General features: G+C 61.1%; 25 protein-coding genes and 1 tRNA gene. 5 read left to right on the top strand and 21 right to left on the bottom strand.

Annotation, left to right across the window (positions count from 1 at the left end):
• Positions 1-3: 3 nt before the first annotated feature.
• The 9 genes from HALRU_RS06260 to HALRU_RS06300 all read right to left on the bottom strand — a co-directional run bounded on the left by HALRU_RS06260 (position 4) and on the right by HALRU_RS06300 (position 9,408).
• A complete protein-coding gene (locus tag HALRU_RS06260; RefSeq protein ID WP_015300558.1) occupies positions 4-741 on the bottom strand; it encodes a DUF7289 family protein in 738 nt (245 codons plus the stop codon).
• A complete protein-coding gene (locus HALRU_RS06265; RefSeq protein WP_015300559.1) occupies positions 741-1,211 on the bottom strand; it encodes a DUF7266 family protein in 471 nt (156 codons plus the stop codon). Before HALRU_RS06265 ends, HALRU_RS06260 begins: the two co-directional genes overlap by 1 nt.
• The gene (locus HALRU_RS06270) at positions 1,208-1,606 is read right to left on the bottom strand and encodes a DUF7261 family protein (protein WP_015300560.1); all 399 of its coding nucleotides are present in this window, start codon (positions 1,604-1,606) and stop codon (positions 1,208-1,210) included. Before HALRU_RS06270 ends, HALRU_RS06265 begins: the two co-directional genes overlap by 4 nt.
• Entirely contained in the window at positions 1,600-2,247 is a 648-nt protein-coding gene (locus HALRU_RS06275) for a DUF7288 family protein (RefSeq protein ID WP_015300561.1), read from the bottom strand. Before HALRU_RS06275 ends, HALRU_RS06270 begins: the two co-directional genes overlap by 7 nt.
• A gap of 2 nt (positions 2,248-2,249) precedes the next feature.
• On the bottom strand, positions 2,250-2,771 hold the full coding sequence (locus HALRU_RS06280) for a DUF7287 family protein (RefSeq protein WP_015300562.1): 522 nt from the start codon (positions 2,769-2,771) through the stop codon (positions 2,250-2,252).
• Between the two features lie 2 nt (positions 2,772-2,773).
• Positions 2,774-4,840 (bottom strand): type II secretion system F family protein, encoded by a 2,067-nt coding sequence (locus HALRU_RS06285; protein WP_015300563.1) that lies wholly within the window; start codon positions 4,838-4,840, stop codon positions 2,774-2,776.
• On the bottom strand, positions 4,837-8,508 hold the full coding sequence (locus HALRU_RS06290; protein ID WP_015300564.1) for an ATPase, T2SS/T4P/T4SS family: 3,672 nt from the start codon (positions 8,506-8,508) through the stop codon (positions 4,837-4,839). The genes HALRU_RS06285 and HALRU_RS06290 overlap by 4 nt, the downstream gene beginning before the upstream one ends.
• A 502-nt stretch (positions 8,509-9,010) precedes the next feature.
• Positions 9,011-9,083 (bottom strand) — tRNA-Arg (locus tag HALRU_RS06295).
• A 13-nt stretch (positions 9,084-9,096) separates the two neighbouring features.
• Positions 9,097-9,408, bottom strand: a complete 312-nt coding sequence (locus tag HALRU_RS06300; protein WP_015300566.1) for a twin-arginine translocase TatA/TatE family subunit — start codon at positions 9,406-9,408, stop codon at positions 9,097-9,099.
• Positions 9,409-9,692: 284 nt separating this feature from the next.
• Here HALRU_RS06300 and HALRU_RS06305 point away from each other — a divergent pair, with 284 nt between their 5' ends.
• Both HALRU_RS06305 and HALRU_RS06310 read left to right on the top strand, forming a co-directional pair.
• Positions 9,693-10,502 (top strand): HD domain-containing protein, encoded by an 810-nt coding sequence (locus tag HALRU_RS06305; protein WP_015300567.1) that lies wholly within the window; start codon positions 9,693-9,695, stop codon positions 10,500-10,502.
• A 174-nt stretch (positions 10,503-10,676) separates the two neighbouring features.
• The gene (locus HALRU_RS06310) at positions 10,677-10,871 is read left to right on the top strand and encodes a XapX domain-containing protein (protein WP_171814981.1); all 195 of its coding nucleotides are present in this window, start codon (positions 10,677-10,679) and stop codon (positions 10,869-10,871) included.
• A gap of 62 nt (positions 10,872-10,933) precedes the next feature.
• On the opposite strand, the gene HALRU_RS06315 is transcribed toward HALRU_RS06310, so the two are convergent.
• The 5 genes from HALRU_RS06315 to HALRU_RS06335 form a co-directional block, all read right to left on the bottom strand.
• A complete protein-coding gene (locus tag HALRU_RS06315) occupies positions 10,934-12,784 on the bottom strand; it encodes an FAD-binding protein (RefSeq protein ID WP_015300569.1) in 1,851 nt (616 codons plus the stop codon).
• Positions 12,785-12,786: 2 nt separating this feature from the next.
• Positions 12,787-13,677, bottom strand: a complete 891-nt coding sequence (locus HALRU_RS06320) for a succinate dehydrogenase/fumarate reductase iron-sulfur subunit (RefSeq protein ID WP_015300570.1) — start codon at positions 13,675-13,677, stop codon at positions 12,787-12,789.
• On the bottom strand, positions 13,677-14,042 hold the full coding sequence (locus HALRU_RS06325; RefSeq protein WP_015300571.1) for a succinate dehydrogenase hydrophobic membrane anchor subunit: 366 nt from the start codon (positions 14,040-14,042) through the stop codon (positions 13,677-13,679). The genes HALRU_RS06320 and HALRU_RS06325 overlap by 1 nt, the downstream gene beginning before the upstream one ends.
• On the bottom strand, positions 14,042-14,467 hold the full coding sequence (gene sdhC / locus HALRU_RS06330) for a succinate dehydrogenase, cytochrome b556 subunit (protein WP_015300572.1): 426 nt from the start codon (positions 14,465-14,467) through the stop codon (positions 14,042-14,044). The genes HALRU_RS06325 and sdhC overlap by 1 nt, the downstream gene beginning before the upstream one ends.
• 106 nt (positions 14,468-14,573) lie before the next feature.
• A complete protein-coding gene (locus tag HALRU_RS06335; RefSeq protein ID WP_015300573.1) occupies positions 14,574-15,650 on the bottom strand; it encodes a succinylglutamate desuccinylase/aspartoacylase family protein in 1,077 nt (358 codons plus the stop codon).
• Positions 15,651-15,809: 159 nt separating this feature from the next.
• On the opposite strand from HALRU_RS06335, the gene HALRU_RS06340 reads away from it, so the two are divergent.
• From HALRU_RS06340 to HALRU_RS06350, 3 genes are all read left to right on the top strand, one after another.
• Positions 15,810-16,562 (top strand): GNAT family N-acetyltransferase, encoded by a 753-nt coding sequence (locus HALRU_RS06340; RefSeq protein WP_015300574.1) that lies wholly within the window; start codon positions 15,810-15,812, stop codon positions 16,560-16,562.
• Positions 16,563-16,812: 250 nt separating this feature from the next.
• Entirely contained in the window at positions 16,813-18,282 is a 1,470-nt protein-coding gene (locus HALRU_RS06345) for a flippase (protein WP_015300575.1), read from the top strand.
• A gap of 194 nt (positions 18,283-18,476) precedes the next feature.
• Complete coding sequence (locus HALRU_RS06350) at positions 18,477-19,814, top strand: RimK family alpha-L-glutamate ligase (RefSeq protein ID WP_015300576.1); 1,338 nt, start codon at positions 18,477-18,479, stop codon at positions 19,812-19,814.
• Positions 19,815-19,861: 47 nt separating this feature from the next.
• On the opposite strand, the gene HALRU_RS06355 is transcribed toward HALRU_RS06350, so the two are convergent.
• The 7 genes from HALRU_RS06355 to HALRU_RS06385 all read right to left on the bottom strand — a co-directional run bounded on the left by HALRU_RS06355 (position 19,862) and on the right by HALRU_RS06385 (position 24,162).
• Positions 19,862-20,431, bottom strand: a complete 570-nt coding sequence (locus HALRU_RS06355) for a VIT1/CCC1 transporter family protein (protein ID WP_148680638.1) — start codon at positions 20,429-20,431, stop codon at positions 19,862-19,864.
• Between the two features lie 40 nt (positions 20,432-20,471).
• Positions 20,472-20,765 (bottom strand): DUF211 domain-containing protein, encoded by a 294-nt coding sequence (locus HALRU_RS06360; protein WP_015300578.1) that lies wholly within the window; start codon positions 20,763-20,765, stop codon positions 20,472-20,474.
• 133 nt (positions 20,766-20,898) lie between these two features.
• Positions 20,899-21,093 carry a hypothetical protein gene (locus HALRU_RS06365; protein WP_015300579.1) on the bottom strand — a complete coding sequence of 65 codons (195 nt, stop codon included), beginning with the start codon at positions 21,091-21,093 and terminating at the stop codon, positions 20,899-20,901.
• 76 nt (positions 21,094-21,169) lie between these two features.
• Positions 21,170-21,352: a hypothetical protein gene (locus HALRU_RS06370; protein ID WP_015300580.1), complete on the bottom strand. Its 183-nt coding sequence runs from the start codon at positions 21,350-21,352 to the stop codon at positions 21,170-21,172.
• A complete protein-coding gene (locus HALRU_RS06375) occupies positions 21,352-23,106 on the bottom strand; it encodes a b(o/a)3-type cytochrome-c oxidase subunit 1 (protein WP_015300581.1) in 1,755 nt (584 codons plus the stop codon). Before HALRU_RS06375 ends, HALRU_RS06370 begins: the two co-directional genes overlap by 1 nt.
• Positions 23,103-23,975, bottom strand: coding sequence for a cytochrome c oxidase subunit II (locus tag HALRU_RS06380; RefSeq protein ID WP_015300582.1), 873 nt, complete (start codon positions 23,973-23,975; stop codon positions 23,103-23,105). Before HALRU_RS06380 ends, HALRU_RS06375 begins: the two co-directional genes overlap by 4 nt.
• A 13-nt stretch (positions 23,976-23,988) precedes the next feature.
• Positions 23,989-24,162 (bottom strand): hypothetical protein, encoded by a 174-nt coding sequence (locus HALRU_RS06385; RefSeq protein WP_015300583.1) that lies wholly within the window; start codon positions 24,160-24,162, stop codon positions 23,989-23,991.
• Positions 24,163-24,413 lie beyond the last annotated feature (251 nt).

A 24,413-nucleotide genomic window follows, 5' to 3' on the forward strand; every position in this document is an offset into this window, starting at 1 on the left:
AGGTTACGAGTAGTCGAGGTCCATCGTCGTCGTCCTGACGATTACGGTTTCGTCTCCTCCATCGAGATCACAGGTCACTATTCCGTCGGCATCGTCTCCTCTGTGTTCCCATTCGCCAGCAGCGAGTGAGCGTTCCCAGGCCTCGGCGCGTGGAGAGTCGACCCTGATCGTAACCTCATCCTCTTCGAACCTGTGGACTGTCGTATCGGAGTGCGTTGCGGAGATCGCTCGTGTGCCTGCAGCGTTCACGGCCGTCTCGTCCACGTCGAGCTGGACCAGTGAGATGATCGCCGTATCGTCCGTACACCGAATTGGTGGCTCTCTGATCGTCCAGTCGCCACTTTCTGTCGACCGGACGACTGCGCCGCCTTCGTAGACGATCTCTGTGTCACCCGTTTGGTAACTAAGTGTACCGGATGCGTTGATCCAGTCCTCACCCGGAACATTGACTGCGACCGTGGTCTCGTTGTCGGTCGACGAGAGCGTCCCTTCCCGGAGACTCATTTCGCCCGACCGATACGCGACTCCCTCTTTTTCGACAATATCGTTCAGGTTCTCCGCCAGCGCGTCCATCGCTCGCTCTGCGTTTCTGGTTTGCTCTTGTTCCTGGACGGCACCCATCGCGGAGAAGCCGGTCATGTACAGGATCCCGACCGATCCGATGATGATCCCGAAGACGATGACGAAGCCGACCAGTTCGCTCACACCGCGGTCGTCGTTGCGTAGCGTGTGATCGTTCATCAGCTGTCCTCCAGTGTGATGTTGCCGCTCGATTCGTCGCGGGTCACGTGAATCTCTCCTCCGTCTACCGTCGTTGTGTCGATGTCGTCCTCGAGTGCGAGTGGGATCGCGACTGGCTCAGTCGCGGATGCCTCCAAGACGAGACACGGGGAAGTGTCGATGAGTGGATATTGCCCACATTTGTCGGTCAAACTCACTGTGTACCCCGAGCCACCGACGGATCGTTGGTGGCTGGTCGTCACCGTGATCGAATCCGTTCCATCCGTCGTTTGATCGACGGCCGCTATCTCTCCGGCGAGGCGTTCCCCGATCGTTTCTAACGTTGATTCGGTCGACCGTTCCTGCTCCGTTTCGAGTAGCGTCGACCCCGCGATCAACAACCCGGAGATCAATATTGCGGTGATGCCGACGGTGAGGACGTGGGTTACCGCAATGGAGACCCCTCGATCGTCGCGGTCGAATCTCGTCATGCATCCACCTCGATCTCTTTCGTCACGGTGAGCTCGGTCGTCGTGATATTGATTTTGAATGTATCTGGAGATCCAACTGAGTAACTACTTTGAACATAAGAGATGTGTATCGGCCCCTCTGCTGCCTTCTGTGGGGCGTAGTTCTCATCGATGTATTCCTCAACGTCCGAGTCATCAACCGATTGTTCTTCGCTCAATGTCTCCAGATTTGTCTGTATCTCAGATTCTATCGTTCGGATCTCCGAGATATCGTCATTCGCCCCGCCGCTATCGATCGTCTCCGTGTACTGCACGCTGTTGAAGACGATGACGACGCCCAGCAGGATGAACGCCAGCGAGATGGCGCCGATGAGCACGAGCTGACCGCGGTCTGAAGTTGGTCTGTCGATTACCATACTGTCACACGCACCTCCACGAGGACGTATTCAGATGAGTCCTGCGGGTGGAATGGATAGTTGTTCTCTTCGTCGACGGTCGTTCCAGTCTCCTCGAATCCATCGTCAGTACTGTTTGTGAAGTATTGGTCTTCGTGAACGAGAACGGTGTAACTTGCCGTCACGACCGAATCACTGGCACCACCACCCATTCTAACGATTGATTCTTCGGCAGATGGGTTGTCATCCTCGTCACCTGGATTTAGATCGTGAGCGATGAAGTCCACGTTGTACGACTTCCCACTAGCATTGACGACTTGCTCGTCGAGTATCGTTCCGAAATCGCTCAGTGAGGCGAACTGTGTACTATTGTACGCACCGGGTCCCGGAGCGTTTGCATCTCTCCACTCGCCCGAATCAGGATCCCAGTGTCGGACCAGACCGGAGAGGTTTCCCTTCTCGCCAGCGACGATCAGGGTGTCTCTGATCTCTTGTTCTTGCTGTCCCATCGTGGCACGGTCGACGGCGCCCCCAGTTGTCGGTGTGATGACGACCGCCTGAAGTGCGAACAGGACAGCGGTCAGGACGATGATGGCACTTACGAGCCCTTCGAGTGTGAATGCCTGTGCTCGATCATCGAAAGGGTTCAGTTGTTTATCCATCGTCACCACACCCTCACGGTGAGTTTACAAGCCGTCTCACATTTGGACTGATCTGTCGTCACGATCCGTGTCGCGCTAGAACCGATTTGGTCGTCGTAGGGATCCCCACCTGTTATATCGGACTCCGGATTATCGGAGTCAATGTCGGTCAGTGTTATGTTGACGTGAGTTATGGCGGTATTCGAATCAGTTATTCTAAGCCCAAGAGCATCAGATAGCTCTTCGCTTGTCTTATCTTTGTATGTGCTGTTGAAGGCCGTTAAATCGAGTTCGTTCGTCGTCCCCGTCGACGCGTTTTCCACGATCGTGGCGGCGATCCGATCCGCCTGGGCGGTTTCGGCGCCCCCAGCGTCTTCGAACGGCGTGATGATCGAGGGGACGAACGAGAAGACGAACGCGATGGCGAGCAGGAAGATCCCGATGCCGACGGCGAAGTCCTGGACGGTCTGGCCGCGGTCACGACCCGACGCGTTGCTGGTCGAGGGATGATCGTCGGCGGTGTCTGTGAGATGGCCGTTGTGCATGATTACGAGACGAATGCCCAGGCGACGAGTGCAATCGTCGAGAGCCCGACGACGTACTTTAGACCGCTCATGAGGTTTGCATCGCGGATATAGCCGCTGATGAATCCCGAGAGGATGGCGTGCAGCGTGATGGCGTGGAAGAACAACAGCCCCATCTGATCGACGTTTATGTTATCGGTCAGGTTCATCTGTGACATGCCGCTCCCGCCGGCTCCCTGCATCGAGCCGGAGTCGACGTTGCTTTGGGATCCCAGATCGGCCATCGTGTTCAGGAATTGCGTCTGCAAGATCGCGATGACCGCGAGCATCGTCATGAACGTCATGATGATGATCACGACCTGCATTCGGGTTCGGGATTTTCGATCCCGTTCGATGTCGTCGTGATTCTCGCTCGCCCGAGCGGCAGTTCTGAGAACGCTCGAAATCTGGTTCGACGCTTCCTGGGCCTTCGTAATCAACTTGACCGATCGAGCCAGACGGGGAATGTGGTACTTGTTGTTGAACTCGATCATCGCCTCCTTCAGATTCATCCCGTAGTTGACCTTCGTGTGCATCTCCTCGAATTCGCGAGCGAGAGTCCCACTGGTAGTGGAGGAAACTGATTGCAGGGACTCCAACAACGTGAGGCCGGTGTCGTTCGCACTCGATAGCTTTCGCAGGTCTTCCGAAAGCGTCGCGACGACCCCGTTACGGGACCGGAGATTCCATTCGTAGAAGATGGCCAGTGGTACGAGGATGACGTACACGGGCATGTAGACGTACATGAACGTCCCCCAGACGGGGTCGTCGACGAGTCCACCCCAGGACGTCGGGACGAGTCCGTTGACCATCGCAGCGGTGATGGTCACCAGCACCATCGGCACTGTCAACGTGAGGGTCATCAGCGGGTGCTCTCGGAAGAAGAAATGTGGCTCTTTCAACACGCCGAGCGTTTCGTACGTTCCCTCCCGGTTTTTGATACGATCGAAGACACTGTGCGTTCCAGTAAACTGTTCGATCAGTCCGAGATCGAGCAATCCCTTGTTCTGGGTCGCTTCGAGACGTTGATGCCCGCCGTCGGGGCTGAGATAGCCATCACCGACCTCGTCGTGTTTGACCGTCGAGACCAGGATAATGAACCCGACGCCCGTGAGGGGGATGAGACCGTAGACGGCGACGAAGATCATGTTCGGCGACGCACTCGAGTTCGGCATCATCTGCATGATCACGAGGATGATGATCAACAGCAACGGGAACAGTGAGAGCGTCATGTACATCTCACCGAACAACTCGAGGGTTTCGAGGGTGAGTTCCTGTTGCTGCTTGGCCGTCCGCATGTGCTTTTCTTTCTTGTCCTGCAGGAAGCTCTCCATGTCCCCGCCGCTGTTGACGATCGAGAGCATGTCTGTCAAAAACTGCGAGAGCTCGTCACTCGGCGTTTCGATCGCCTGATTACGGATCGCTGTCCGGTAATCCGTATCGAAGTACTCTGTCTCGTTGACGACGTTCTGGAACTCCTTCGAGACCTCCCCGTACGTATCGTCCGCCTCTGCCATCGCCTGGAGAATCTCGAGCTGGTTCAGCCCACCGACCGACAGCGCGTACATGAACGACACGGCGTCGGTCAGGAGCATGTTGATCTCGCGTTTTCGTGCCGATGCCCGGGAGTAGGGGACGGCGACAAGGGAGCCGAACCCGAGGAGGAATCCGAGTGAACCGAACACGATCCCACAGACCACGATCAACGTCGGGATTTTTATCGTCTCCCACACCGACAGCACCTGCTCGTTCGGCACGGGCACGCCGATGATCGTGTCGACGGTGATGATCCCCGTTCCGAACAGCCCCCAGCCAACCAGGAGACCCAGGATCCACAGGAAGAGCCCGCTGATAAACCCGATACCGATCGCTCGCGAGAGGTACATCTCGACGGTGTCGGTCATCCGGCCCTGCGCGAGTTTCGTCTCGACGTCCGAGGCGAACTGGCTATCCTCGCTGAAGAGCTTCGCGTACACTGGATAGAAGGTGTCTCCGAGCATATCGGAGTCCCCGAACTTCCCGTCGGAAGCGGTCGAGCCCTCGACGCTCATCGATCGGCCTCCCCGTCGTCACGCTCGGTGTCCGTTCCCTCCTCCTTTCTCGTAGGCTTTTCCTCGTCCTCCTCGGTCGCTTCCGGTTCGTCACTCGCGGCGAAGATCGAGTCCTCGTCGTCAGACTCGGAGTCGAATACCGAATCGTCAGCATCCGATTCCTCTGCCGGTTCCGCGTCGGTAAACGGTGACGAGTCGTCGGTGCCGAAGATCGAGTCACCACCATCGTCAGTTGATCCGGGCTGCGAGTCGACCCGGTCAGATTCGTCGTCTACCGGCTGTGGCTCGCTTTCGACCCACGTCGTTTCATCGTCCGTATCGCTCTGCCCATCCGACCCGTCGGCCGATGTGGACTCGGAACCAGTCGTGTCGACTGATTCGCCAGCAGAAGCCGGCGTGTCGTCTCTCCGTACTGATTCCGAACGCGTCCCGAGTCCCCAGTCGGGTTCTGATTCGTCTTCCGTTGATTCGCCCGTCGCGAAGATCGACTCGGCGTCCGAACTCGGGAACATCTCGTCGAACGCCGACGTATCCGGCTTACTGTCCTCCACTTGTCCCTGCTCCGGTGCAGGCTCGGGTTCGTCAGATTCGAGCGCTGCAAGTGTGTCGTCCATGTCCGTGAAGAGGGCGTCGAGTCCGCCGGATTCTTCATCATCGTCTGCACTCCCATCACTCGCTCCGTCGGTGTCGCCGGTTGGTTCCTCGAGTGAGAGGGTTCCCTCGTCCTCGGCTGAACCTCCCGGGGTTGCTGTCGTCCCGCCAGCGCTTTCCTCCAGGGCGATCGACCCGTCGGTGGTCCCGACTTCGCCGTCGAGCGGCGGCCGTTCGGTGGTCTCGAGCTGGTCCGTTCCGCGCGGTCCTTCAGTGGCGGAGTCCACACTCGCTGTTCCGTCCGGTTGCTCTCCCTCGAGCCACGCCGGTGCCTCGACCGTCGTGTCGCTTCCGGCTGCCGTCGCTCCTTGCCCGGCACCCTCGCCAGATTCGTCGAACGAGACCGATCCCTCGTCGTCTGAAGCCCAGAAGTCATCCTGGTGATCTTGCGCTTCGGCCGCGTCGAATTCGAACAGCGCGTCCGTTTCGTCGTCGGTCGTCTCTTCTTCGACGTCTCCGAGTGCGCTCGCGAGTCCGCTGGGGACGTTTCCTCGATATTCGTCGAACAGCGACTCTTCGGCGCGTTCGAGGATGTCCATCGAGAGGTTGTACGTCTCCGAGGAGGCGTCCGGCCGGGGAACCAGTTCCTCTTTCTCCGGGTCGACGTCGATCAGCACGCTCTCCATCTCGCGGAGATCGTCGAGGCTGTTTTCGAGCTGCCCGTTGGCGATGAGCGTCAGGATCGTCTCCGGATCGTTGATGAACGCCTGGACGGTCGCGGCGACTTCGGCGTACGTGTTGAGACCGTTCCGGATGAGGTACGCGAGGATCGTCTTCCGTTTGAAGAGTTCCTCCCGGAGTTTTTCGTGGTTCCAGCCCCGGTCGAACATGATCTCGTCGAGCGTGTTCGAATCGCCCATCTTGAGATATTCGTCCGTCTCGGCTTGCCACTGGTAGACGTCCTGGACGTTGATCTCGTCGTTTTCGGCCTCGTAGTGGTTGATCTCGGTGAGCGACTTGTTCCGGCGGACCTTCCGCCCTTGCACACGTGTCTGGGTCTGGATAGAGACCAGATCCAGCGCGGTGAACATCGTCTTCGAGACGTTGATCGGGTCCGTCGTGAACCGTTTCAGGACCTCGTCGACGGAGTCGGCGTGGAACGTGGTGTAGGTGGTGTGACCCGTCGACATGACCTGGAACAGCGTCCGCCCCTCTTCCCCACGGATCTCACCCATGACGATGTAGTCCGGCCGCTGACGCAGTGCGGCTTCCAGGAGGTCGAACTCGTCGATGTCGCCGGTCGAGTCGTCGGCGAACGAGGGCCGGGTCATCGACGCGATCCAGTTACGCTGCGGTAACTCGACCTCGCGCGTGTCCTCGATCGAGACGATCTTTGTGTTTGCCGGGATGAACAGCGAGACGGCGTTTAGCGACGTCGTCTTCCCCGACGCCGTCCCGCCGGCGAAGATCAGGCTCTTGTGATTCTCGATGCAGAGCCAGAGGAAGGCCATCTCGTCCAAACTGAACGTATTCCAGTTGATGAGGTCGATCGGCGTGAACGGGACGTCTTTGAACTGTCGGATAGTGTAGTTCGTCCCGTGATCGGAGACCTCCTTCCCGAGCGTGAGCTGTGCACGGGAGCCGTCTGGTAGCGTCGCGTCGACCTGCGGGAGTCGTTTACTGATGCCTTTCCCGGACCGCTGGGCCAGTTTGACGACGAAGTCGTCCAAGTCGTCCTCGCCGTGATAGATGTTCGAGATGATCTGTTCGTAGCCGGAGTGATAGACGAAGACGGGGGAGTTGTACCCGTCACACGAAATGTCCTCGACGTTGATGTCGTGTTTTATCGGGTCGATCCGCTCGTAGCCGATGAAGTCACGTTTCAGGAGGTACAGCAGCTTTTCGACCTGATACTCGGAGACCGTATCGGGATCTTCCTCGAGGATAACCGGCTCGGGACGGACCGACATGCCCTCGAGCTGGGCGGGCGCTTGTGGAGCTTCGTCGCCGTCGTCTTCGTCGTCTCCGAACAGCTGTTTGACGGTTTCGACGATCCCCATCGTCGTCTCGTTCTGGGTCCCTTCGAACAGATCGTAGCGTTTCAACAATCGACGGGTTTCGCGTTCGATGACGCTCCGACGACCCTCCTCGTCCGTACTCGTCTTCACGCTGTCGTCGGCGTATTTGATCGCCGTCCTGAGCTTCCCCGAGAGGAACTCCTGCAGCTCCGTCTCGATCTCGTTGCAGTACGGCTCGACGGCGTAGTACTTCGTCTCGTTTTCCTTTTCGGAGTGGAAGATGACGACGAACGCGTAGGGTTTGTTCACCCAGTAGCGTTCCGTCTCGACGAAGTGTTTCTTCTTTTCGAACGGGACGGCCTTCTCCAGGTCGTACCGATTGGCGACGGTCGTATTGCCGTTGTCCGTCGAGAAGAACTCGTCTTCGTCTACCTCGTCGTTGACGTTGACGGTCCGTTCATCGACGAGTTCGTCGAGTTCCATCGCGGCGTTGCCGGCCGCGTGGACGTGTTCCTCGATCCGGTCGGGATCGAACCCGAGTGCTTGCTCGCCGTCGAATCGATCTATCTCCCCACCCGACCTGGGTCGACTTCCGTCGTCTTCGTAGTAGTACTCCCACTTGTAGTGTTCCCAGGTGTAGACGTCTTTCGTGACGGGCGTCGTCTCGGGATCGACGTACTCGAGAAAGCGTTCCCAGAGAAACTTCGCGTTCGGCGCGTACAACTCGGTAATCTGCTCGTCGAGTTCTGTCGGATGGATGCCGAGATGTGCCGTGGGATCGAAGTCGACGCTGTTCCACTCCTCGCGAGTGGGTGTCCCTGCGGTCCCGTCGGCATCGAGGCCGAGTTTCCCGCTCACCTGCTTGTCTTCGGGGTACAGGTCGTCGATCTCGTCTTCGTACCCGTACTCCGCCATGAAATCTGCCCACGTGTAGTTCCCGACACGAACGTCGGCCCCGCTCGTGGGCCCGCTCGTTTCGTCACCACCCGGGGTCGAATCTGATGCTCCGGCATCAGAAAATTCCGACCCGCCGGCGTGGTCGCCCTCGTCAATAGCCATTAACGCCCCCGAAGTACTCCCCCGTAAAAAGTTTCATCCGTAGATTATCGGTCCTGATAATGGGTCTGTCACCGGACTCGCTTCCCCACCGGCTCAGGTGGGTCCAACCGATGGCCCGATCTGCTCCCAGCCTGCGATTCATTGATATACTGTACTGTCCACCCAGTTAGGTTATATTTTTCCACACGCTTCAACACACTTTCGTGTTTGCGGTGATACCTTCCGCCGATTCTCGCTGTTAGATCTATCAAATAATTATTGTACAGTGGCGGGTGCAGCGTGGGCTTTCACTGCGAACTCTTCTGCCCACATCTGTTTGCCGTCACGTGTTCTATCGACGGGTCCTCGGTGAACGGACGTGACGGGATCCTGTTGGACGCAAAACGGACGTGACGGGATACGAACTACGCGAAGATGATCCGTTCGCGTCGCTCACGGACTGCGACTTGTCTTATTCGAATCCCGATTTCGTTTTCACGCCTCACTGTTGTTCGGCGGAAAACGGACGTGACGGGATTCGAACCCGCGATCAGAAGGTTAGGAACCTTCTGCCCTCTCCGCTAGGCCACACGTCCCGGCGAAAACAGCTTACTGGGATTCCGTTTCGGTACTCTCCTCCGCGGACGCCGTGTCTGAGCCGTCCTCCGACGTGACGGGCTCGGTGTCGACGAAGTCCTCGTCGGACGACGTATCGTCGTAGTTTCCGGTTTCACGCATTTCTTCGAGTTCCGTCTCGACCTTTTCACGCCCCTTCTGGAATTCACCCATGGCTTCACCGGTGGATCGAGCTAGCTTCGGGATCTTGTTGGCGCCGAACAACAGGATGGCGATGAACAGGATCACGCCAAGCTCCATCGCACCCGGCATTGGCACGAACAGTGGTATGGTTTCGGGTACCATCTCTATCCGATCCTTATCGACTGGCAATTATAACCTTTTTGGAGCGCGCGGTCCCGCGAACGTGGGATCTGTTTCCCATACTACTTATTTACAACAGATGGGGGCGTAGTGTGTGGGGTGAGAATTGCAGTATTATTGCCGTCGTTTGCTCGATTGCCAGCGGTACGGAACCGATTCCGACCGCTCGATTGCTCAATGGATGGCCGGTACTGAATTCAACGGAGATCTGTCTCCTATCGGTGGCTGTGCGGTGGGCTTTTGGCCGTGCCAGTCGAGAAACGGGTATGACCGATCAGACGAGCGAAGGGTACCGAACCTACGATCCCGACGCTTCCCACGCCTTTCCCGACGGCCCTGTCAACTCGATTCTCGAGTTTATCGCCGACGACACCGAGATCCAGACGTTTCTCGAGGCCCAGAACGTCAACGCAGTCGATCGGATGCGATACAACGATCACGGGCCAAAACACATCGAAATCGTTCGTAACCGGGCGTTGTGTCTGTACGATTTGCTTAAAGCCAGCTCAGTCCCCTTCAATGGGGCACGTCAACAGGGCCTCGCCGAATCCGACGAGGCCGTGATCATCGCCCTTGCGGCCACGTTGCACGACGTCGGGCACGTCGTCCACCGGGATCGCCACCCATTCTACTCGGTTCCGCTCGCCTCGGACGTCCTCGATCGAATCCTCCCCGAGTTCTACGACACCGTCGACGCCGTCAGGGTAAAGGGCGAAGTCCTGCACGCGATCCTCTGTCACCACACCCCTGTCGATCCGTTGACGCTCGAAGCCGGTGTCATCCGTGTCGCGGATGCACTCGACATGGAACGCGGGCGCTCGCGCATCCCGTACGAGCAGGGCGGCCGCGGAATCAACACGCTCTCGAGTCAGGCGATCAGTCGTGTCTCACTTCACGAGGGCGATTCGAGCCCAGTTATGGTCGAGATCGCGATGACGAACGCCGCCGGCGTCTATCAGGTCGACAACCTCCTGAAGGCCAAACTCGAGCGGTCGATGCTCGAAGACCACGTCCGAATCGTCGCGGTCAACACCAACGAGAACCGCGAACAACTGGTCGAACGAATCGAACTCTGAGGGCGTGTCGATCAGCGGTTCCCGAACCTATGGCCGTATCAATTTTGAACGAAAACTGGTCGCTGTCGATCTGTGTACGGTTCGCAACCCAGCTGCTCGCGGTCCAATCGCCGCCGGCACTGTTTGCCACGGTGTGCGCATCACTTTAGGTAGCCTCTCCCCATGCTCGAATCGATGACGACACAACTCGCCGTCTTCGCACTGGCAACGGGTGTGCTCACTGGTGGACTGTTTCGTATGCTTTCGATTCCGATCCCCGCGCCGCCGGAATTACCCGGCCTCCTCGGGATCGTTGGCATCTTTCTCGGGTACAAACTCGTCGAGGCACTCGGGATCGGGATCGATCTCGTCGAGGCACTCGGCTTCTAACGGGTCGTCGAAAAGACTGCGTTCTCGGAACCGACGTGGGGGAAATTCCGAAGTCGGGACGATCAGTAGCTGCGGACCTTCGGCTCGTAGGTCTTGTCCTCTCCTTCGAGGATGACTGGACGGTACCAGATCGACGGTGCACCGTCGTCCCAGGTGATCATCGTGTGTTTGAGCCAGTTTTCGTCGTCACGAATCTGGTTCTCCTGGCGCCAGTGAGCGCCGCGGAACTCGTTGCGGACGAGCGCGCCGAGGGCGATCGTCTCCGCGACGTCGATCAGATTGCGCGTCTCGTAGGTCATCTGCAGATCCGTGTTGAACGTCCGGGAGGGATCCGAGACGCCGACGCGCTGGTACTCTTCGCGGCACTCGCGAATGATCTCGAGGGCCTTCTTGATGCCGTCTTCCGTACGGAAGACGTTGACGTAGTCCGTCATCGCTCGCTGGAGCTTCGAGCGGATGTCGGCGTGGTTGACACCGTCGTCGTTGTCCATCAGGTGGTCGACGCGGGCCCGTTCGGCTTCGACCGCCTGCTCCAGGACGGCGTCGGTCGCCGTCGCCTGTCCGCTGCCGTCGGCTGCGACACCGCTTGCGGGACTCGTCTCGTCGACGCCTGCGAGGCCCGGATCGACGGGTGCCCCGACCTCGGTCTCGTCTTCGACGTCGTCGCCGTAGCCCGTCCGAATCTCGGCCGTTCCCAGTTCCTCGCCCGCGGCGTGGCGGCCGGCGCGCTTGCCGAAGACGATGAGTTCGGGCAGCGCGTTGCCACCGAGGCGATTCGCCCCGTGAACGGAGACACAGGCGCACTCGCCAGCGGCGTAGAGGCCGTCGACGCAGGTGGCGCCGTTCTCGTCGGTCTCGATACCGCCCATCTCGTAGTGCTGGCCGGGCTTGACCGGCATCGGTTCGACGAGGCCGTCGACACCCTCGAAGTCTTCCGCGAGGTGCAGAATGTTTTCGAGGCGGTCCATGATGCGCTCTTCGCCGAGGTGGCGCATGTCGAGGTTGACGTACTCGTCTTCGATGCCACGTCCCTCGTTGACCTCGGTGAGCTCCGCCCGCGAGACGACGTCCCGGGAGGCGAGCTCGCCGTCGTTGTTGGCGTAGCCGTGTTCGAACATGAAGCGCTCGCCGTCCTCGTTGTAGAGGATGCCGCCCTCGCCACGGACACCCTCGGAGATGAGGACGCCGGTGCTGGGCAGCGTCGTCGGGTGGAACTGGACGAACTCCATGTCCTCGAGCGGGACGCCCGCACGGTAGGCCATCGCCTGGCCGTCACCGGTACAGGAGACGGCGTTGGTCGTGTGATCGAAGGCCTGTCCGGGGCCGCCAGTGGCGAGGATGACTCCGTCGTTCGCCTTGAAGCCCTGAATCTGTCCCGACTGGACGTCGTAGGCGACGACGCCGTGGCAGGAGCGGTCGTTCGGATCGGGCTCGTCCGTCACGGCGAGGTTCATCACGTACCACTCGTCGTAGACCTGAATTCCGCGCTTGACGACCTGCTCGTACATCGTGTGCAGCAGGTGGTGACCGGTTTCGGCCCCGGCGTAGGTCGTCCGCGGGAAGGAGAGGCCGCCGAACGGTCGCTGGGAGACGGTGCCGTCCTCCTCGCGGGAGAACGGCATGCCCCAGTGTTCTAAGGTGATCGTGTCCTCGGGCGAGTCCTGTGCCAGCGTCTCGATCGCCGGCGCGTCGCCGAGGTAGTCCGACCCCTTCATGGTGTCGTAGGCGTGCAGTTCCCAGTCGTCGCCGTCGCGGATCGCGGCGTTGATGCCGCCCTCGGCCGCGCCGGTGTGGCTGCGGACCGGGTGGAGTTTCGTGACCATCGCCACGTCCGCTCCGGCTTCGTGTGCGGCGATCGCCGCGCGGAGCCCGGCGCCGCCGGCGCCAACTACGATGACGTCGTGTTCGTACATGGTTACCAGAATTTCAGGTTCTTCTTGACCGCCTCACGCTTGAGCTCCTGAATGTGCTCGGTGAGGGGGATGTCTTTCGGACACACCTCGGTGCAGGAAAACTGCGTCTGACAGCGCCAGACGCCGTGTTCTTGCTCCAGGATGCGCAGTCGATGCTCTTTGAGTTCCTCGCCCTCGCGGTCGTCCATGGCGAAGCGGTAGGCTTTGTTGATCGCCGCCGGGCCGAGGTACTCGTTGTCGCCCGCCGCGATGTTGCACGAGGACATACACGCGCCACACCAGATACAGCGCGTGGACATCTTGACCTTCTCGCGGTTCTCCCGGGTCTGGTACTGCTCTTCTAGGTCGCCGTCTGGGAGGTCCTCCTCCTGGAAGTACGGTTCGACGGCGTGCATCTGCTCGTAGAAGTGCTCCATGTCCACGACGAGGTCCTTGACCACGTCCTGGTGGGGGAGCGGTTCGACGCGCACCGGTCCGTCGAGGTCCGAAATCTGTGTCTGACAGCCCAGGCGTTGGCGGCCGTTGACGAAGAACGCGTCAGAGCCACAGACCGCCTGTCGGCAGGAGTGTCGGAAGGTGAGCGAGGGATCGAACTCGTCACGCGCGTAGATCAGCGCGTCGAGGACGGTCATCCCCTTCTCGAAGGGGACGTGAAAGTCGTCGAACCGTGGTTCCTGCTTCCCCTCGACTTCCGGATCGTACCGGAACACCTTCAGGTGAACCGTCTCCGCGTCGGCGTCGGTCGCGTCCGCCGCTCGTTCGCGTTCTATCCGTCGGTCAGCCTTCTTGTCCATTCGGCGATCCTGTGGGGAGGGACCGGCGTCCGCCGCGTCGTCTGCCTGCCCTGTTCCAGCGTCGTCGGCGTCGGTCGGTTGTTCCTGTTGGGTGCTCATTATATCATTCCGTTCATGACGAGTGCCACGTAGGTTCCCTGTGCGACCAGCGCCAAGCCGGCGAGACTCAGTATCGCCAGTACGATTCGCTTTGGCGTCCCGGAGAGTCCCTGGTTGACGAGCGCATTGTAGACGCCGTTGACCCCGTGGAACGCGGCTGCCCAGAGGAAGAGAACCATCGTGATCAGGTACCCTATGTTCTCCATGCGCATCTGCGTGCCAGCGAACGTGATCTCGTAGGCGTGGTTGACGAAGTGAAGCAGGAAGAAGTGAAACGCGAGTGTCACCACGAGGAACGCAGCGGTCACGCGCTGGAGCAGCCAGCCGGTGCCGCCGGGGGTGAAACTGGAGTAGCGTTCGGCCATCAGGCGCCCACCCCCGTCATGAAGGTCGGCACGCTCGCGACCGTGATCGCCGCGGTGACGATCAGCGAGATGTAGAAGCTCTTGTCCTGAGCTTCCAGTCCGATGCCGAGGTCGATCATCAGAAGGCGGACGCCGTTCAAGATGTGGAAGACGGCGACCGCGAGCAGGCCAACTTCGAGGACGCGAATGAGGAACAGCCCTTCGAGTCCCTGCAGCGTCGTCGTGTAAATGTCCTCCCCGGCAGCGATCTTCGCCTCGTTACCGGCGGCGCCGAGCGCGTTGCTCAGCACTGCGATGTGGGTAAACAGGTAGCCGATGAGAATCCAGCCGGTGAACTTGTGGAGGATCCACGCCCACATCCCGGGCGCGAACTCCCGCCACCGACCGAAGTCTTCGATCAGGCCACGGTTGTAAGACTCGCTCATACTCTCACCAGATGCGTCGAACCCCGGTGGTATAGTAGTTACTTTCCGTCGCTGGGCGCCGCCGTTGCCGGAAACCAAACTCTGCACTGGAACTCGCCCGCCGTTTTCACTCCTCGCCTCGACCGCGTCCGCCGGCAAAGATCGAGAGCGAGGATTCGATTTCGTGTTCGAGCGCCCGCAAGGTGGTGTCGTCGAGCGCGACGAGGTGGCAGACGGGATTGCCGGGGTAGACGACCGGGTTCTCCAGGACGCCGACGATCAAGCCGGTGAAGGGTGCCGTGACGGGGACGATGTCGTCTTTCTCTTTGAACGGGTTCGTGATGGTACAGATCACGTCGCCCTCGTGGACGAGCTCGCCACGGCCGCGCTTCATGTCGACGATGCCGCCGGCGTCGGCCCGGAGCCAAGTTTTCTCGTCCGAGTCGCTGATGACCGTTCGCCACCCGGGCCAGTGAACGGCAGAATCAGGGTGACAGCCCACTTCAGCGAGGACGCTCGCGACACCGGTCAGTGCCCGATCGATCAACGATCGCTGGAAGCGATGGGCTTTGCCCATCTCGATCGTGATCGTTGGCACGCCGGCTTCGGTCGCCTCCCTGCGCAACGATCCGCTGGGACCGGATCCGTCGATGACTACGTTCGAACTGAACGCGTGTGAGAGGCGTTTTACGGCGGGATCGTCGGTGTCTGCCCGAACGTGAAGCATGTTCGTCCGCCCGCGCGTCGACGTGTGGAAGTCGAGGCCGAAATCGCAGGGTTCGACGAACGAGGTGAAGAGTCGATGTGCCATCCGTTTCGCACTCGTGGAGGATTCGTGGCCGGGAAACGACCGGTTGAGGTCCCGATCGTAGATCGGCAGATACCGTTCCTGTGCGAGGAAGCCGGGGACGTTCAATACTGGCAGACAGACGAGCGTCCCGTGAAGATCCGCGTGATCCCAGTCGTGGGCCACTTCACGGACGACTTCGATGCCGTTCAGTTCGTCCCCGTGGGCAGCCGCGGAGAGAAACACTGTGGGGCCGGCGTGCGTACCGTTGATGATCGTGACCGGGACGCGGATCGGATCGCCGAGATACGTCTCGCTGATCCGGTACCGATCGTTCACAGCTTCGCCAGGGTCGACCTGCGTGCCGTCGTACGTGAACGGTTCCGGCTGGTCCCCGTCCGACGTTCCGTCGGTCATCCCTCGTTGATTGGCTGTCGCGGGTATAAAATGTGCCTGCGTCGTACCCGTGGTCGGTCGGGCCGTAGGGATCGTCCTCGCGGAGGGATGCCCGCCGTCTAGCCTCGAAACCTGCGTCGGGGGGCGAACGTTTTGTACGTGGCTGTGATTCCCCCGGATATGGAGTTTCGCGAGGCAACCGCGGCAGATACGGAGGCGATTCGGTCGATGGCCGAAGAGTCGGTAACCGCGTCGTACACGTCCTTTCTCTCGGAGGAGACGATCGAGGACGCCCTGGCACAGTGGTACAGCGACGAGGCCACGACCGATCTCGTCGAGAGCGACGATACGATCGTCCTGATCGCCGAGAACGACCAACCGGCTGGATTCAGTCAGTCCGAGGTAGTCGGTGACGGGGAGACGATCGGCCACCTCCACTGGTTGCACGTCCGCCCGGACGAGCGAGGTGCCGGGCTCGGTTCTCGACTGTTGACCCGCACGCGGGAAGCGTTGCTCGATGCCGGCGCCGAGCGGATTCGTGGGTTCGTCCTGGAGGGCAACGACGACGGGACCCGATTCTACGAGGAACACGGCTTCGAACGCGCGGGTACGCGCAGCATTCAGATCGGTGCGGATACGTACACCGAGAACGTCTACATGGAGAGCGACGACGCGGACGCCGAGTGGCGCGCGATCGAAGAACGGCAACTCGAAGACGGCACCACGGTGTTCGTCAGCTACGGCGAAGCCGACCGAGGCTCGGAGGCGCCGTTTTACAGCGCCTACGAGTCCCGCGACGAAACCGACCGCTTCGGCTGGTTCTGTGGAAACTGCGAGACGCTCGACAACGCGATGGACGCCATGGGTCGCATCGAGTGTAACGTCTGTGGCAACAAACGGAAAGCGACCCGCTGGGACGCCTCCTACCTCTGAGTTCGACGCTCTTCACCCATCGAATCGGCTTTCCTCGTCCGCTCTTGTACCCTCGCGCGGGTGTCGGGCCACCGGCCCAGGCGCCACCAGTTGGTGGTGGTAGGCTGCAGGTCGCCCCAACGTGGGTTTTCTCGGCCTCGAAAGCTCTCCCTGCCCGCTGATCGGCCCAGATAACAATTCTGTGACCGCTCGACGAACCGGTCGACGTCGCCGACGGCAGTCTGTGCTGGCACGCTCGCTGGTGGCCTCTATGCGCTCACTCGATCACATCGTCCGCGGATTCGCCGCGACGCTCGTCGCCAGAGCGGCGTACATGCTCTCGAGCGCGCTGTTGATGGTGTTGCTCGCCCGGGTCTTCCTCGATCCCGGCGCGTACGGCCTGCTCTTCTGGTCGATCGGAGTGCTGGCGGTCGTCCAGCTGGCCGCGGATCTCGGACTCGGGAAGTCCGCCGCGCGCTACATCGCCGAGTACGGCGAGACGGACCCCGGCCAGATCCCACACCTCCTGCGGCACGTACTCGGCTACAAACTGGCCGTCGTCTCCCTCGTGGGAGGGGTCCTGTTCGTCGGCGCTGGACCGCTCGCCTCGGTGCTCGGGAAACCCGCTGCGGAACCGTTTTTCGCCGTTGGTGCGTTGCTCGTCGTCGCCAAGTCGTTCGCGGTCTTTCCGGAGATCGTCTTTCAGGGATCGAACCGACTCGGATACAGCGCGACCGTCAGGGCGCTCGGCGGCGTCGGTCGACTCGTGTTCGCCGTCGCGTTCGTCCTGGCCGGGTTCGGTGCGCTGGGTGCGTTCGTCGGCTACGTCGTCGGGTACGGGATTGCCGCCGGCTTCGGCCTCGTGGCCATGTACGTGCTCGTCTACGAGGCACACGAACCGTCCGCGGAGATGGAACCGGGCCTCGCTCGTCGGCTCGTCGGCTACGCCGTCCCGCTTACCGCGACGCGTGGGGCGAACGTCCTCGACAAACAGATCGACATCGTCCTCGTGGGGGTGTTCCTGAACTCGACTGCCGTCGCGTTCTACACACTCGCAAAACAGCTCACCGACTTCGTCCTCGCGCCAGCGGAGTCGCTCGGGTTCGTCATCTCGCCGAACTTCGGGGAAGGGAAGGCGGGTGGTGACGTCGATCGTGTCAGAGCGCTCTACGAGACGGCGTTGGGGAACGCGCTGGCGCTGTACGTCCCGGCCGCCGTCGGTCTGGCCCTCGTCGCCGAGCCACTCGTCACGCTCGTCTTCGGTGCGTCGTACGCCGGCGCCGCCCCCGTACTGGTCCTTCTCAGCGGATTCGTGGTGTTGCAGACGATCACGAATCTGACGAGTGACAGTCTCGATTATCTCGGTCGTGCGCGCGAGCGAGCGATCGCGAAGGGGGTGACCTCGGTCGGTAACTTCGCGCTCAACGTGGCGCTGATTCCTGCAATTGGTGTCGTCGGGGCGGCACTCGCCACGGTCGTGACACACGCGATCTACGTCTCGGTCACCCTCTACGTCGTCCACGACGAGTTATCGTTGCACCTGCGCCAGTTAGCGATCGACGCCGCCCGGGTCGTCGCCGTCTCGGGCGTGATGGCCGGGACGATCGTCGTCGTCGCGCCGCCGATCACGTCACTTCCACTACTCGGGGTTGCGATCGGCATCGGCGTGGTTTCCTGGACCGCACTCGCATTCGCCAGCGGGGTGATCGAACGTCGATCGATTCGGGCAGTACTCGGGTAGGACTGTCAGCCGGTATGTGTGTGTGTGTGTGTGTGTGTGTGTGCCTGGATGTCATATATGACCGAACGACGGTTGTCTCCCAGGAAAACCGACAGTGATGTCCGAAGGTCGTGAGCAGGCATCGTGGGACAGCGTCTGTAGCACGCGTCGAAGCAGGTGGCAACTCTTTTCGCATCGGCTGATGTTATCTCTGTATGACTTCTTCCGAACCGGTCACAGTCGGGGTGTTGAGCCTCCACACGAGCAAAGAGACGAAGGCGATCTGTAACGCGATCGAGGAACTGGGCCATCGCCCGCAGTGGCTTCGAGCGGACAATACGACTATCGGTGTGGAAGATGGACGCGTCAGCCTGGAGCCCTCCGTCGACGTAATCGCGAACCGATTGTTGCTCTCGAACACGGAACAGCCCTGCGAGGCCCTCGGCATCGTCAACACGCTCTCTCGGCTGGTGCCGACACTCAATCCGCCGACCGCGTCGATGACGGCGCTCCACAAACTCTCGACGGCCGTCACCCTCGCCGCCCACGAACTTCCGGTTCCCGACGTCCTCCTCTCGCTCAGCAGCGATCGCCTCAACGAGGCCCGTGCGGACTTCGGCGAGGAGGCGGTCTACAAGACCGCCATCGGCACCCACGGTGGCGGCACGTGGAAGGTCGGCCCGGGCGAGCGCGTCAACCCGAAGGTCGGCAACCGGTACGCGTTCCTTCAAGAGCTCATCGAACGCGACGCGAGCCAGCACCGGGACATCAGGATCTACGTCGTGGGCGACGAGATCGTCGGCGCGATGTACCGGTACGCCCCGGAGAACGACTGGCGGACGAACGTCGCCCTCGGCGGTTCCGTCGAGGATGCCACGGACGACCTCCCCGACCGCGTCCGAGAGATCGCGCTGCAATCGACTGAGGCGATCGGTCTCGACTACGCAGGGGTCGACATCGTCGAAGGCGACGACGGCTGGTTCGTCCTGGAGGTGAACCCCACGGCCGGATTCAAGGGGCTGTTCGAGGCAACGGGTGTGAGTCCCGCGCCATCCATCGCAAAACTCGCCATCGAGCGCGTCGGCGGCGAAGTGGACGACGAGGACGTCGATCGACTCGCACGAACGCTGGACGACTCGCGGCCGTCCTTCCTGCCGCCGGAGCCGGTCGCCGACGAGCAGGAGCCGAGCAACATCGGCTACACCGAGGAGGTTATCCTCACGGGGACCCGTGGCTCCGAATCGATCGTCGCCAAGTCCGACACTGGCGCCAGTCGGACGAGCATCGACACTAGCCTCGCCGCCGACATCGGCGCCGGGCCGATCAAGTCCATCACGAAGGTCAGGACGGGCAGTTCGAAGGGGAGCCGGAGTCGCCCCGTCGTCGACGTCGTGGTCGGCGTCGGCGGCAATCAGCACACGGTGACCGCGAGCATCGAGGACCGCAGTCACATGGAGTATCCCGTGATCCTCGGCCGCGATATCCTTTCGCACTATCGCGTCGACGTCGCGCGGCGGATCGACGGGGACGATCGGGACTTTGCCGAAGAGTGACCGGGCCGTGTTCCGGCGGGAAGTCGCGTTGACTCCTGTTTCGTCGATCACCCCGGCAAGAAGAGATTGAGTATCGCCACGACGACCCCTGCCAGTCCCATCCGGAGTCCGGCGACGATCCAGTTCTGTTTCGAAATCGATCCCAGATACGCCCCGAAGATAAACAACAGTCCGACGCCGATTCCGACTGCGAGTACCGTCGCTTCGAGGAGCGTGACGAGAGTGCCATGAAAGAGGAAGGGGACAAGCGGGCAGCAGATACCAATGATCGGGCCGATTCCGCTCGCGACCGCGTTGATCTTTCGGGCCGCGATCTGGTCCCGCTGGACCCTGGTGTCCGTGAGCTCGGTGAGCATCGCCCGCTCGATAGTCATGATTTCTGCCTGTTTTTCCGCTCGTTCGATCTCCCAGACGCTCCAGACGCCGGACGTCCCCAACCCCACGGCTGCACCCAGGCCGATCTGAACGACGGTGAAGCCGTCCGTCACGCCAGACAGGTACGCGCCGACGACGATACCGATGCTGGTCAGTGTGCCGTCGAAGCCGTTCGAGATGAAGTACCGTCGGGAGATCGACGCCACGTCGCCCGTGCCCAGCAAATCACGAATTCGTTCGATCACGGGTAGACGGGTGCGTGGGTCCAGGGCGACCGCTGACTCACCGATCTTGCGGCGTCGGACTCTGTTCGGTGAGCGCTTCGCCGCAGACGACTTCGTCGATCGAGTGAATCGACCCGCCTAACGTTTCGATCGTCTCGCCGATCGCGGGCAGGTCGACGGCAGTCCCCTGGATCGTCAGTTTGATCGTTTCGACCTTCCGGTCGGTCTCGACCAGCACGGCGTTGACGGCGTCGACGGTGGCGTGGTCGGCGACACTGCGTGCGAACTCGGCGATATCCGGTTCGTGTGGCTTGAGTACGTCGAGCACGAGTCGTCGGATCGGAGGCGTCACAGAGGACCGCTCCCACCCGAGCGGGCTTAATGCTGGGGCAAGCTGTGACCTCGAAGGATATCCCACCGGCACCTCCCAGCGGGCTCGATCGACACCGTCACGTTCGAATCGCCCCGCGAGCGGCAGGGGTCGGTCAGGCGTGATCGCTCGGTCGGTGTGAGGTGTCGATCGGTGACAGCGCGATGTACATCGACGCCGCGATGAGGACCACGTTGACGGACGCGATGGCACCACCGAGCCCGGACCTGGTGAGCATCCAGACGATCGTCGGGACGAGCGCGAGTAACGCGAGGACGAGCGTCGTCCGTGGGGTGAGCGATTCGAACATGGCTCGTCCTAGACCACCCAAGATGGTGAAGTAATCCCCTCCGTTCGCCGGGTCGCACTGGTCGGCGCCGATCGTGTCACTCGCCGCGACGTGGGGCGAACGCCCAGGCGAAGAGCACGGCGAAGACGATCAGGCCGACGAGGACGGTTTCGAGCGGGGAGATCTCGACGCCGAAGAACCCGAGGACCGTCCGTCCCTCGACGAGGAAGACGAGGAGCAGTGCACTGACGATCAACAGCTTCGCTGGGGTGGTCCGCATCAGTAGATAGCCACTCCGAGGATCGTTCCGACGTGCTGTACGGCGTCGACGAGGGAGAGAACGACCGGGTAGGGCCTGATGTCCTGTCCGTGCAGTCCTCCTTGTTGGATCACGCTTGCGAGTGGGAGGGCGTAGGCGAGAACGAGTAGGACGATCGCGATGGCCGCCCACAGTTTCAGATTGTCGAGGATCCGTGGGGAATCCTCGGGTCCGGACAGTGCGGGCGGAATCGTCCCGTCCACCAGTGGTTCACTGTCTCGATTGAGAACTGTGAGCAGCATGACGCCGAGGAACAGTACCGTGGCGACGAAGAGCAGGGTTCCACCGAGGGCGATCTGGGCGTTCAGTTCGCCCATCGACCCGATGCCGACGTCGTACTCGAAGCTATACTGCGGCTCTGCGGTTCGTCGGGGGACGCCGAACAGTCCCGATCGGTACATCGCGTTCGTCATGAACACGATGCCGAGGAACCAGGTGACGACCTGAACCAGCGCAATTCGCCGGCCGACGAGGCGGTTTCCGGTGAGCTGGGGGACGAGCCAGTACGAACCGGCCATGAGCGTGAGTGCAGTCGCCGTCCCCACCTGGGTGTGGATGTGCCCCGGGATCCACAGCGTGTTGTGTACGAGGTAGTTGATGTTCATCCCCGCGTTGACGATACCGGTGAAGCCACCGAAGGCGAAGACCGCACCCGCGAGTGCCATGCCGGTAAACGCTGGCTCTTTCCAGGGCAAGGCCCGAATCCACCTGAACGTGCCCTTGCCGCCGCGCTGGCGAGCACCGTGTTCCATACTCGCGACGACGGTGAACGCCGTCAAGAGGCTCGGTAGCAGCAAAAACATCGTGTTGGTCATCGCGACGAACTTGAACCCTTCCGCGATGCCGGGGTCCATGTACTGGTGGTGGATGCCGACCGGCGTCGAGAGGAGGACGAACAGGATGAACACGACTCGTGCGAGCGGATCGCTGAACAACCGTCCGCCCGAGAGCGTGGGAAGGACGTTGTACCAGAGCAGGTACGCCGGCAACACCCAGAAGTAGACGACCATGTGCCCGAAGAACCAGAACAGCGTCCGGGTCAGCAACGGGTTCACACCGGGGATCATCTCGAACGACCACGGCACGAGGAAGGCGATCAGCGAGACGATGACGCCGATCGAACCGAGATACCACATGATCATCGTCGTCAGGACCATGAAGGCCGGGAGCGGGATCCGCTTGCCGGGGTTTTCCCCCTTCCAGGCCAGCCACGTCCGGAACCAGCCGGCTCCGGCGAGCCAGGTTCCGGCGAAGAACACGATCAGTCCCAAATAGAACAGAGGATTGGCCTGAAGCGGCGCGTAGAAGGTAAAGAGTACGTCCGAACTCAACGGCGCCCCCAGCACTTCAGGCGGTTCCTCGAGGAAGCCGCCGAGAATCGACACCGCGACGATGAAGGTTCCGATCGACATCAGTCCGTACCAGCCCCAGCTCAGGCGTTCGTCGAGCGGCCCTCTCCCGAGACTCACCGTAATCGCCCAGTGAAACAGGCCGACGAGAAAGAAGATCACGAACGTGATCACGAGGAAGACGCCGTGCCCGGTCAGCACCGTGTAGTAGTCGGGTGACGGCAAAAATCGATAGATGTCGGTCCGGTGGAACGCTTGAATGAGTCCGAATGTCGCCCCAATTGCGAGTGCGACGAACGAGTTCAGAAACGCCGCCCGGACGAGTCGTGCCTGTCCCGGATACTCGTCGACGAAGAGGCGCGTCATGGGTGGGCACCTCTACGGGTTGCTTCCGCTGTGTCCATCGGAGTCACCGTCCCCGATGCTGTTTCGATTCCCATCGAAGCAGGCACCGACTCGGTTGTTTCCGTTTCGTTCCCGACCGTGATCGTCCCGGTGTCCTCCTGATCGTCGACGCTGACCGTCCAGTCGTGCTCACCGGGGCCCAGTTCGTCGCTGTCGACGGTGACCGACACGTTCTCGCTACTCTCGCCGTCGACGGTGATCGACTGTTCGGTCGTCTGTGAGCCGACGGTGACGTTGACCGTCGACTCGCGCGCTTCGAGCAATCCGTTGGAGACGGTGGCCGTGAGGTCGATCTCGTTGCCCTGTGCGACTTGCTCCGGCGCGTTCACTTCGAGTTCCGTCTGCGAGAATTCCGATTCGGGCGTCACCACCAGCGACCCCTCCATCGTGTGGTGCTGGGGGCCGCAGTACTCGTTGCAGACGATGCCGTACGTCCCGGGTTCGTCGAACTCGACCGTCAGTTCCGCCACCTGTCCGGGAATGGCCATCGAGTTGATGTTGGTCCCGGCTACCTCGAAGCCGTGGATCACGTCGCGACTCGTCACGTAGAACGTCACCTCGGAGTTGGCCGGCACCTCGATCGGGTCGGGTTGAAAGATGAACGTCATCGCGACGACGTACACCTCGTACTCATCTTCGCCGACCTGTTCGACGCGAGGGTCGCTAAACCGCTCGTCGGACGGGATCTCGTCGGGCGAAACGCCGTCAGCCTCGTCGTCGATCATCGTGATTCCGAGCCCGACCGATCCGTACGTGATCGTCACGATGAACCCAACGATCAGGACGAACGATCCGGCGAGCCACAGTTTCTCGTACGTGTGAATTCGCATCTGTGATCACCGATTAGCCGAGAGATAGTAATCCGACGACCGTGGGTCCGTGCCCGAGAAACTCGACGAAGTAGGTGAACAGCCACATCACCGTGAGGACCACGAAGTACAGGACGACCAGGGCCAGCGTCCCGATCGGATCGAATTCGTCGTGATCGATCGTTCGCGTCACGCCGGAGCGGCTCATGTCCTATCGCTGCCCACCTTCTGTGTATTAAATCACCAGTGGCGTACGGTCGTCCGTTGAAGACCAGTGCGCGGGTAAACGTGGGCCAAATCACGAGTAACTGTGGGCCACATTGTCGGTAACGGTGGATTGTCGGCCAGTTATTTTCTCTTGTCTCGACGATACGGGGCTGGTGTCACTCCAGTTTGGGTTCGATCGGATGCCCGTTCCGGCGTATCGATTCGATCTCTGGCGGTCGGTGACGTCAGGTA

The sequence above is a fragment of the Halovivax ruber XH-70 genome (assembly GCF_000328525.1).
Classification (GTDB): Archaea; Halobacteriota; Halobacteria; order Halobacteriales; family Natrialbaceae; genus Halovivax; species Halovivax ruber.

What these genes read in the sequence shown, in the direction of transcription:
- HALRU_RS06260 (WP_015300558.1), bottom strand. Translation starts at nt 741, where the DNA reads ATGAACGATCACACGCTACGCAACGACGACCGCGGTGTGAGCGAACTG.
- HALRU_RS06265 (WP_015300559.1), bottom strand. Translation starts at nt 1,211, where the DNA reads ATGACGAGATTCGACCGCGACGATCGAGGGGTCTCCATTGCGGTAACC.
- HALRU_RS06270 (WP_015300560.1), bottom strand. Translation starts at nt 1,606, where the DNA reads ATGGTAATCGACAGACCAACTTCAGACCGCGGTCAGCTCGTGCTCATC.
- HALRU_RS06275 (WP_015300561.1), bottom strand. Translation starts at nt 2,247, where the DNA reads ATGGATAAACAACTGAACCCTTTCGATGATCGAGCACAGGCATTCACA.
- HALRU_RS06280 (WP_015300562.1), bottom strand. Translation starts at nt 2,771, where the DNA reads ATGCACAACGGCCATCTCACAGACACCGCCGACGATCATCCCTCGACC.
- HALRU_RS06285 (WP_015300563.1), bottom strand. Translation starts at nt 4,840, where the DNA reads ATGAGCGTCGAGGGCTCGACCGCTTCCGACGGGAAGTTCGGGGACTCC.
- HALRU_RS06290 (WP_015300564.1), bottom strand. Translation starts at nt 8,508, where the DNA reads ATGGCTATTGACGAGGGCGACCACGCCGGCGGGTCGGAATTTTCTGAT.
- HALRU_RS06300 (WP_015300566.1), bottom strand. Translation starts at nt 9,408, where the DNA reads ATGGTACCCGAAACCATACCACTGTTCGTGCCAATGCCGGGTGCGATG.
- HALRU_RS06305 (WP_015300567.1), top strand. Translation starts at nt 9,693, where the DNA reads ATGACCGATCAGACGAGCGAAGGGTACCGAACCTACGATCCCGACGCT.
- HALRU_RS06310 (WP_171814981.1), top strand. Translation starts at nt 10,677, where the DNA reads ATGACGACACAACTCGCCGTCTTCGCACTGGCAACGGGTGTGCTCACT.
- HALRU_RS06315 (WP_015300569.1), bottom strand. Translation starts at nt 12,784, where the DNA reads ATGTACGAACACGACGTCATCGTAGTTGGCGCCGGCGGCGCCGGGCTC.
- HALRU_RS06320 (WP_015300570.1), bottom strand. Translation starts at nt 13,677, where the DNA reads ATGAGCACCCAACAGGAACAACCGACCGACGCCGACGACGCTGGAACA.
- HALRU_RS06325 (WP_015300571.1), bottom strand. Translation starts at nt 14,042, where the DNA reads ATGGCCGAACGCTACTCCAGTTTCACCCCCGGCGGCACCGGCTGGCTG.
- sdhC (WP_015300572.1), bottom strand. Translation starts at nt 14,467, where the DNA reads ATGAGCGAGTCTTACAACCGTGGCCTGATCGAAGACTTCGGTCGGTGG.
- HALRU_RS06335 (WP_015300573.1), bottom strand. Translation starts at nt 15,650, where the DNA reads ATGACCGACGGAACGTCGGACGGGGACCAGCCGGAACCGTTCACGTAC.
- HALRU_RS06340 (WP_015300574.1), top strand. Translation starts at nt 15,810, where the DNA reads ATGGAGTTTCGCGAGGCAACCGCGGCAGATACGGAGGCGATTCGGTCG.
- HALRU_RS06345 (WP_015300575.1), top strand. Translation starts at nt 16,813, where the DNA reads ATGCGCTCACTCGATCACATCGTCCGCGGATTCGCCGCGACGCTCGTC.
- HALRU_RS06350 (WP_015300576.1), top strand. Translation starts at nt 18,477, where the DNA reads ATGACTTCTTCCGAACCGGTCACAGTCGGGGTGTTGAGCCTCCACACG.
- HALRU_RS06365 (WP_015300579.1), bottom strand. Translation starts at nt 21,093, where the DNA reads ATGTTCGAATCGCTCACCCCACGGACGACGCTCGTCCTCGCGTTACTC.
- HALRU_RS06370 (WP_015300580.1), bottom strand. Translation starts at nt 21,352, where the DNA reads ATGCGGACCACCCCAGCGAAGCTGTTGATCGTCAGTGCACTGCTCCTC.
- HALRU_RS06375 (WP_015300581.1), bottom strand. Translation starts at nt 23,106, where the DNA reads ATGACGCGCCTCTTCGTCGACGAGTATCCGGGACAGGCACGACTCGTC.
- HALRU_RS06380 (WP_015300582.1), bottom strand. Translation starts at nt 23,975, where the DNA reads ATGCGAATTCACACGTACGAGAAACTGTGGCTCGCCGGATCGTTCGTC.
- HALRU_RS06385 (WP_015300583.1), bottom strand. Translation starts at nt 24,162, where the DNA reads ATGAGCCGCTCCGGCGTGACGCGAACGATCGATCACGACGAATTCGAT.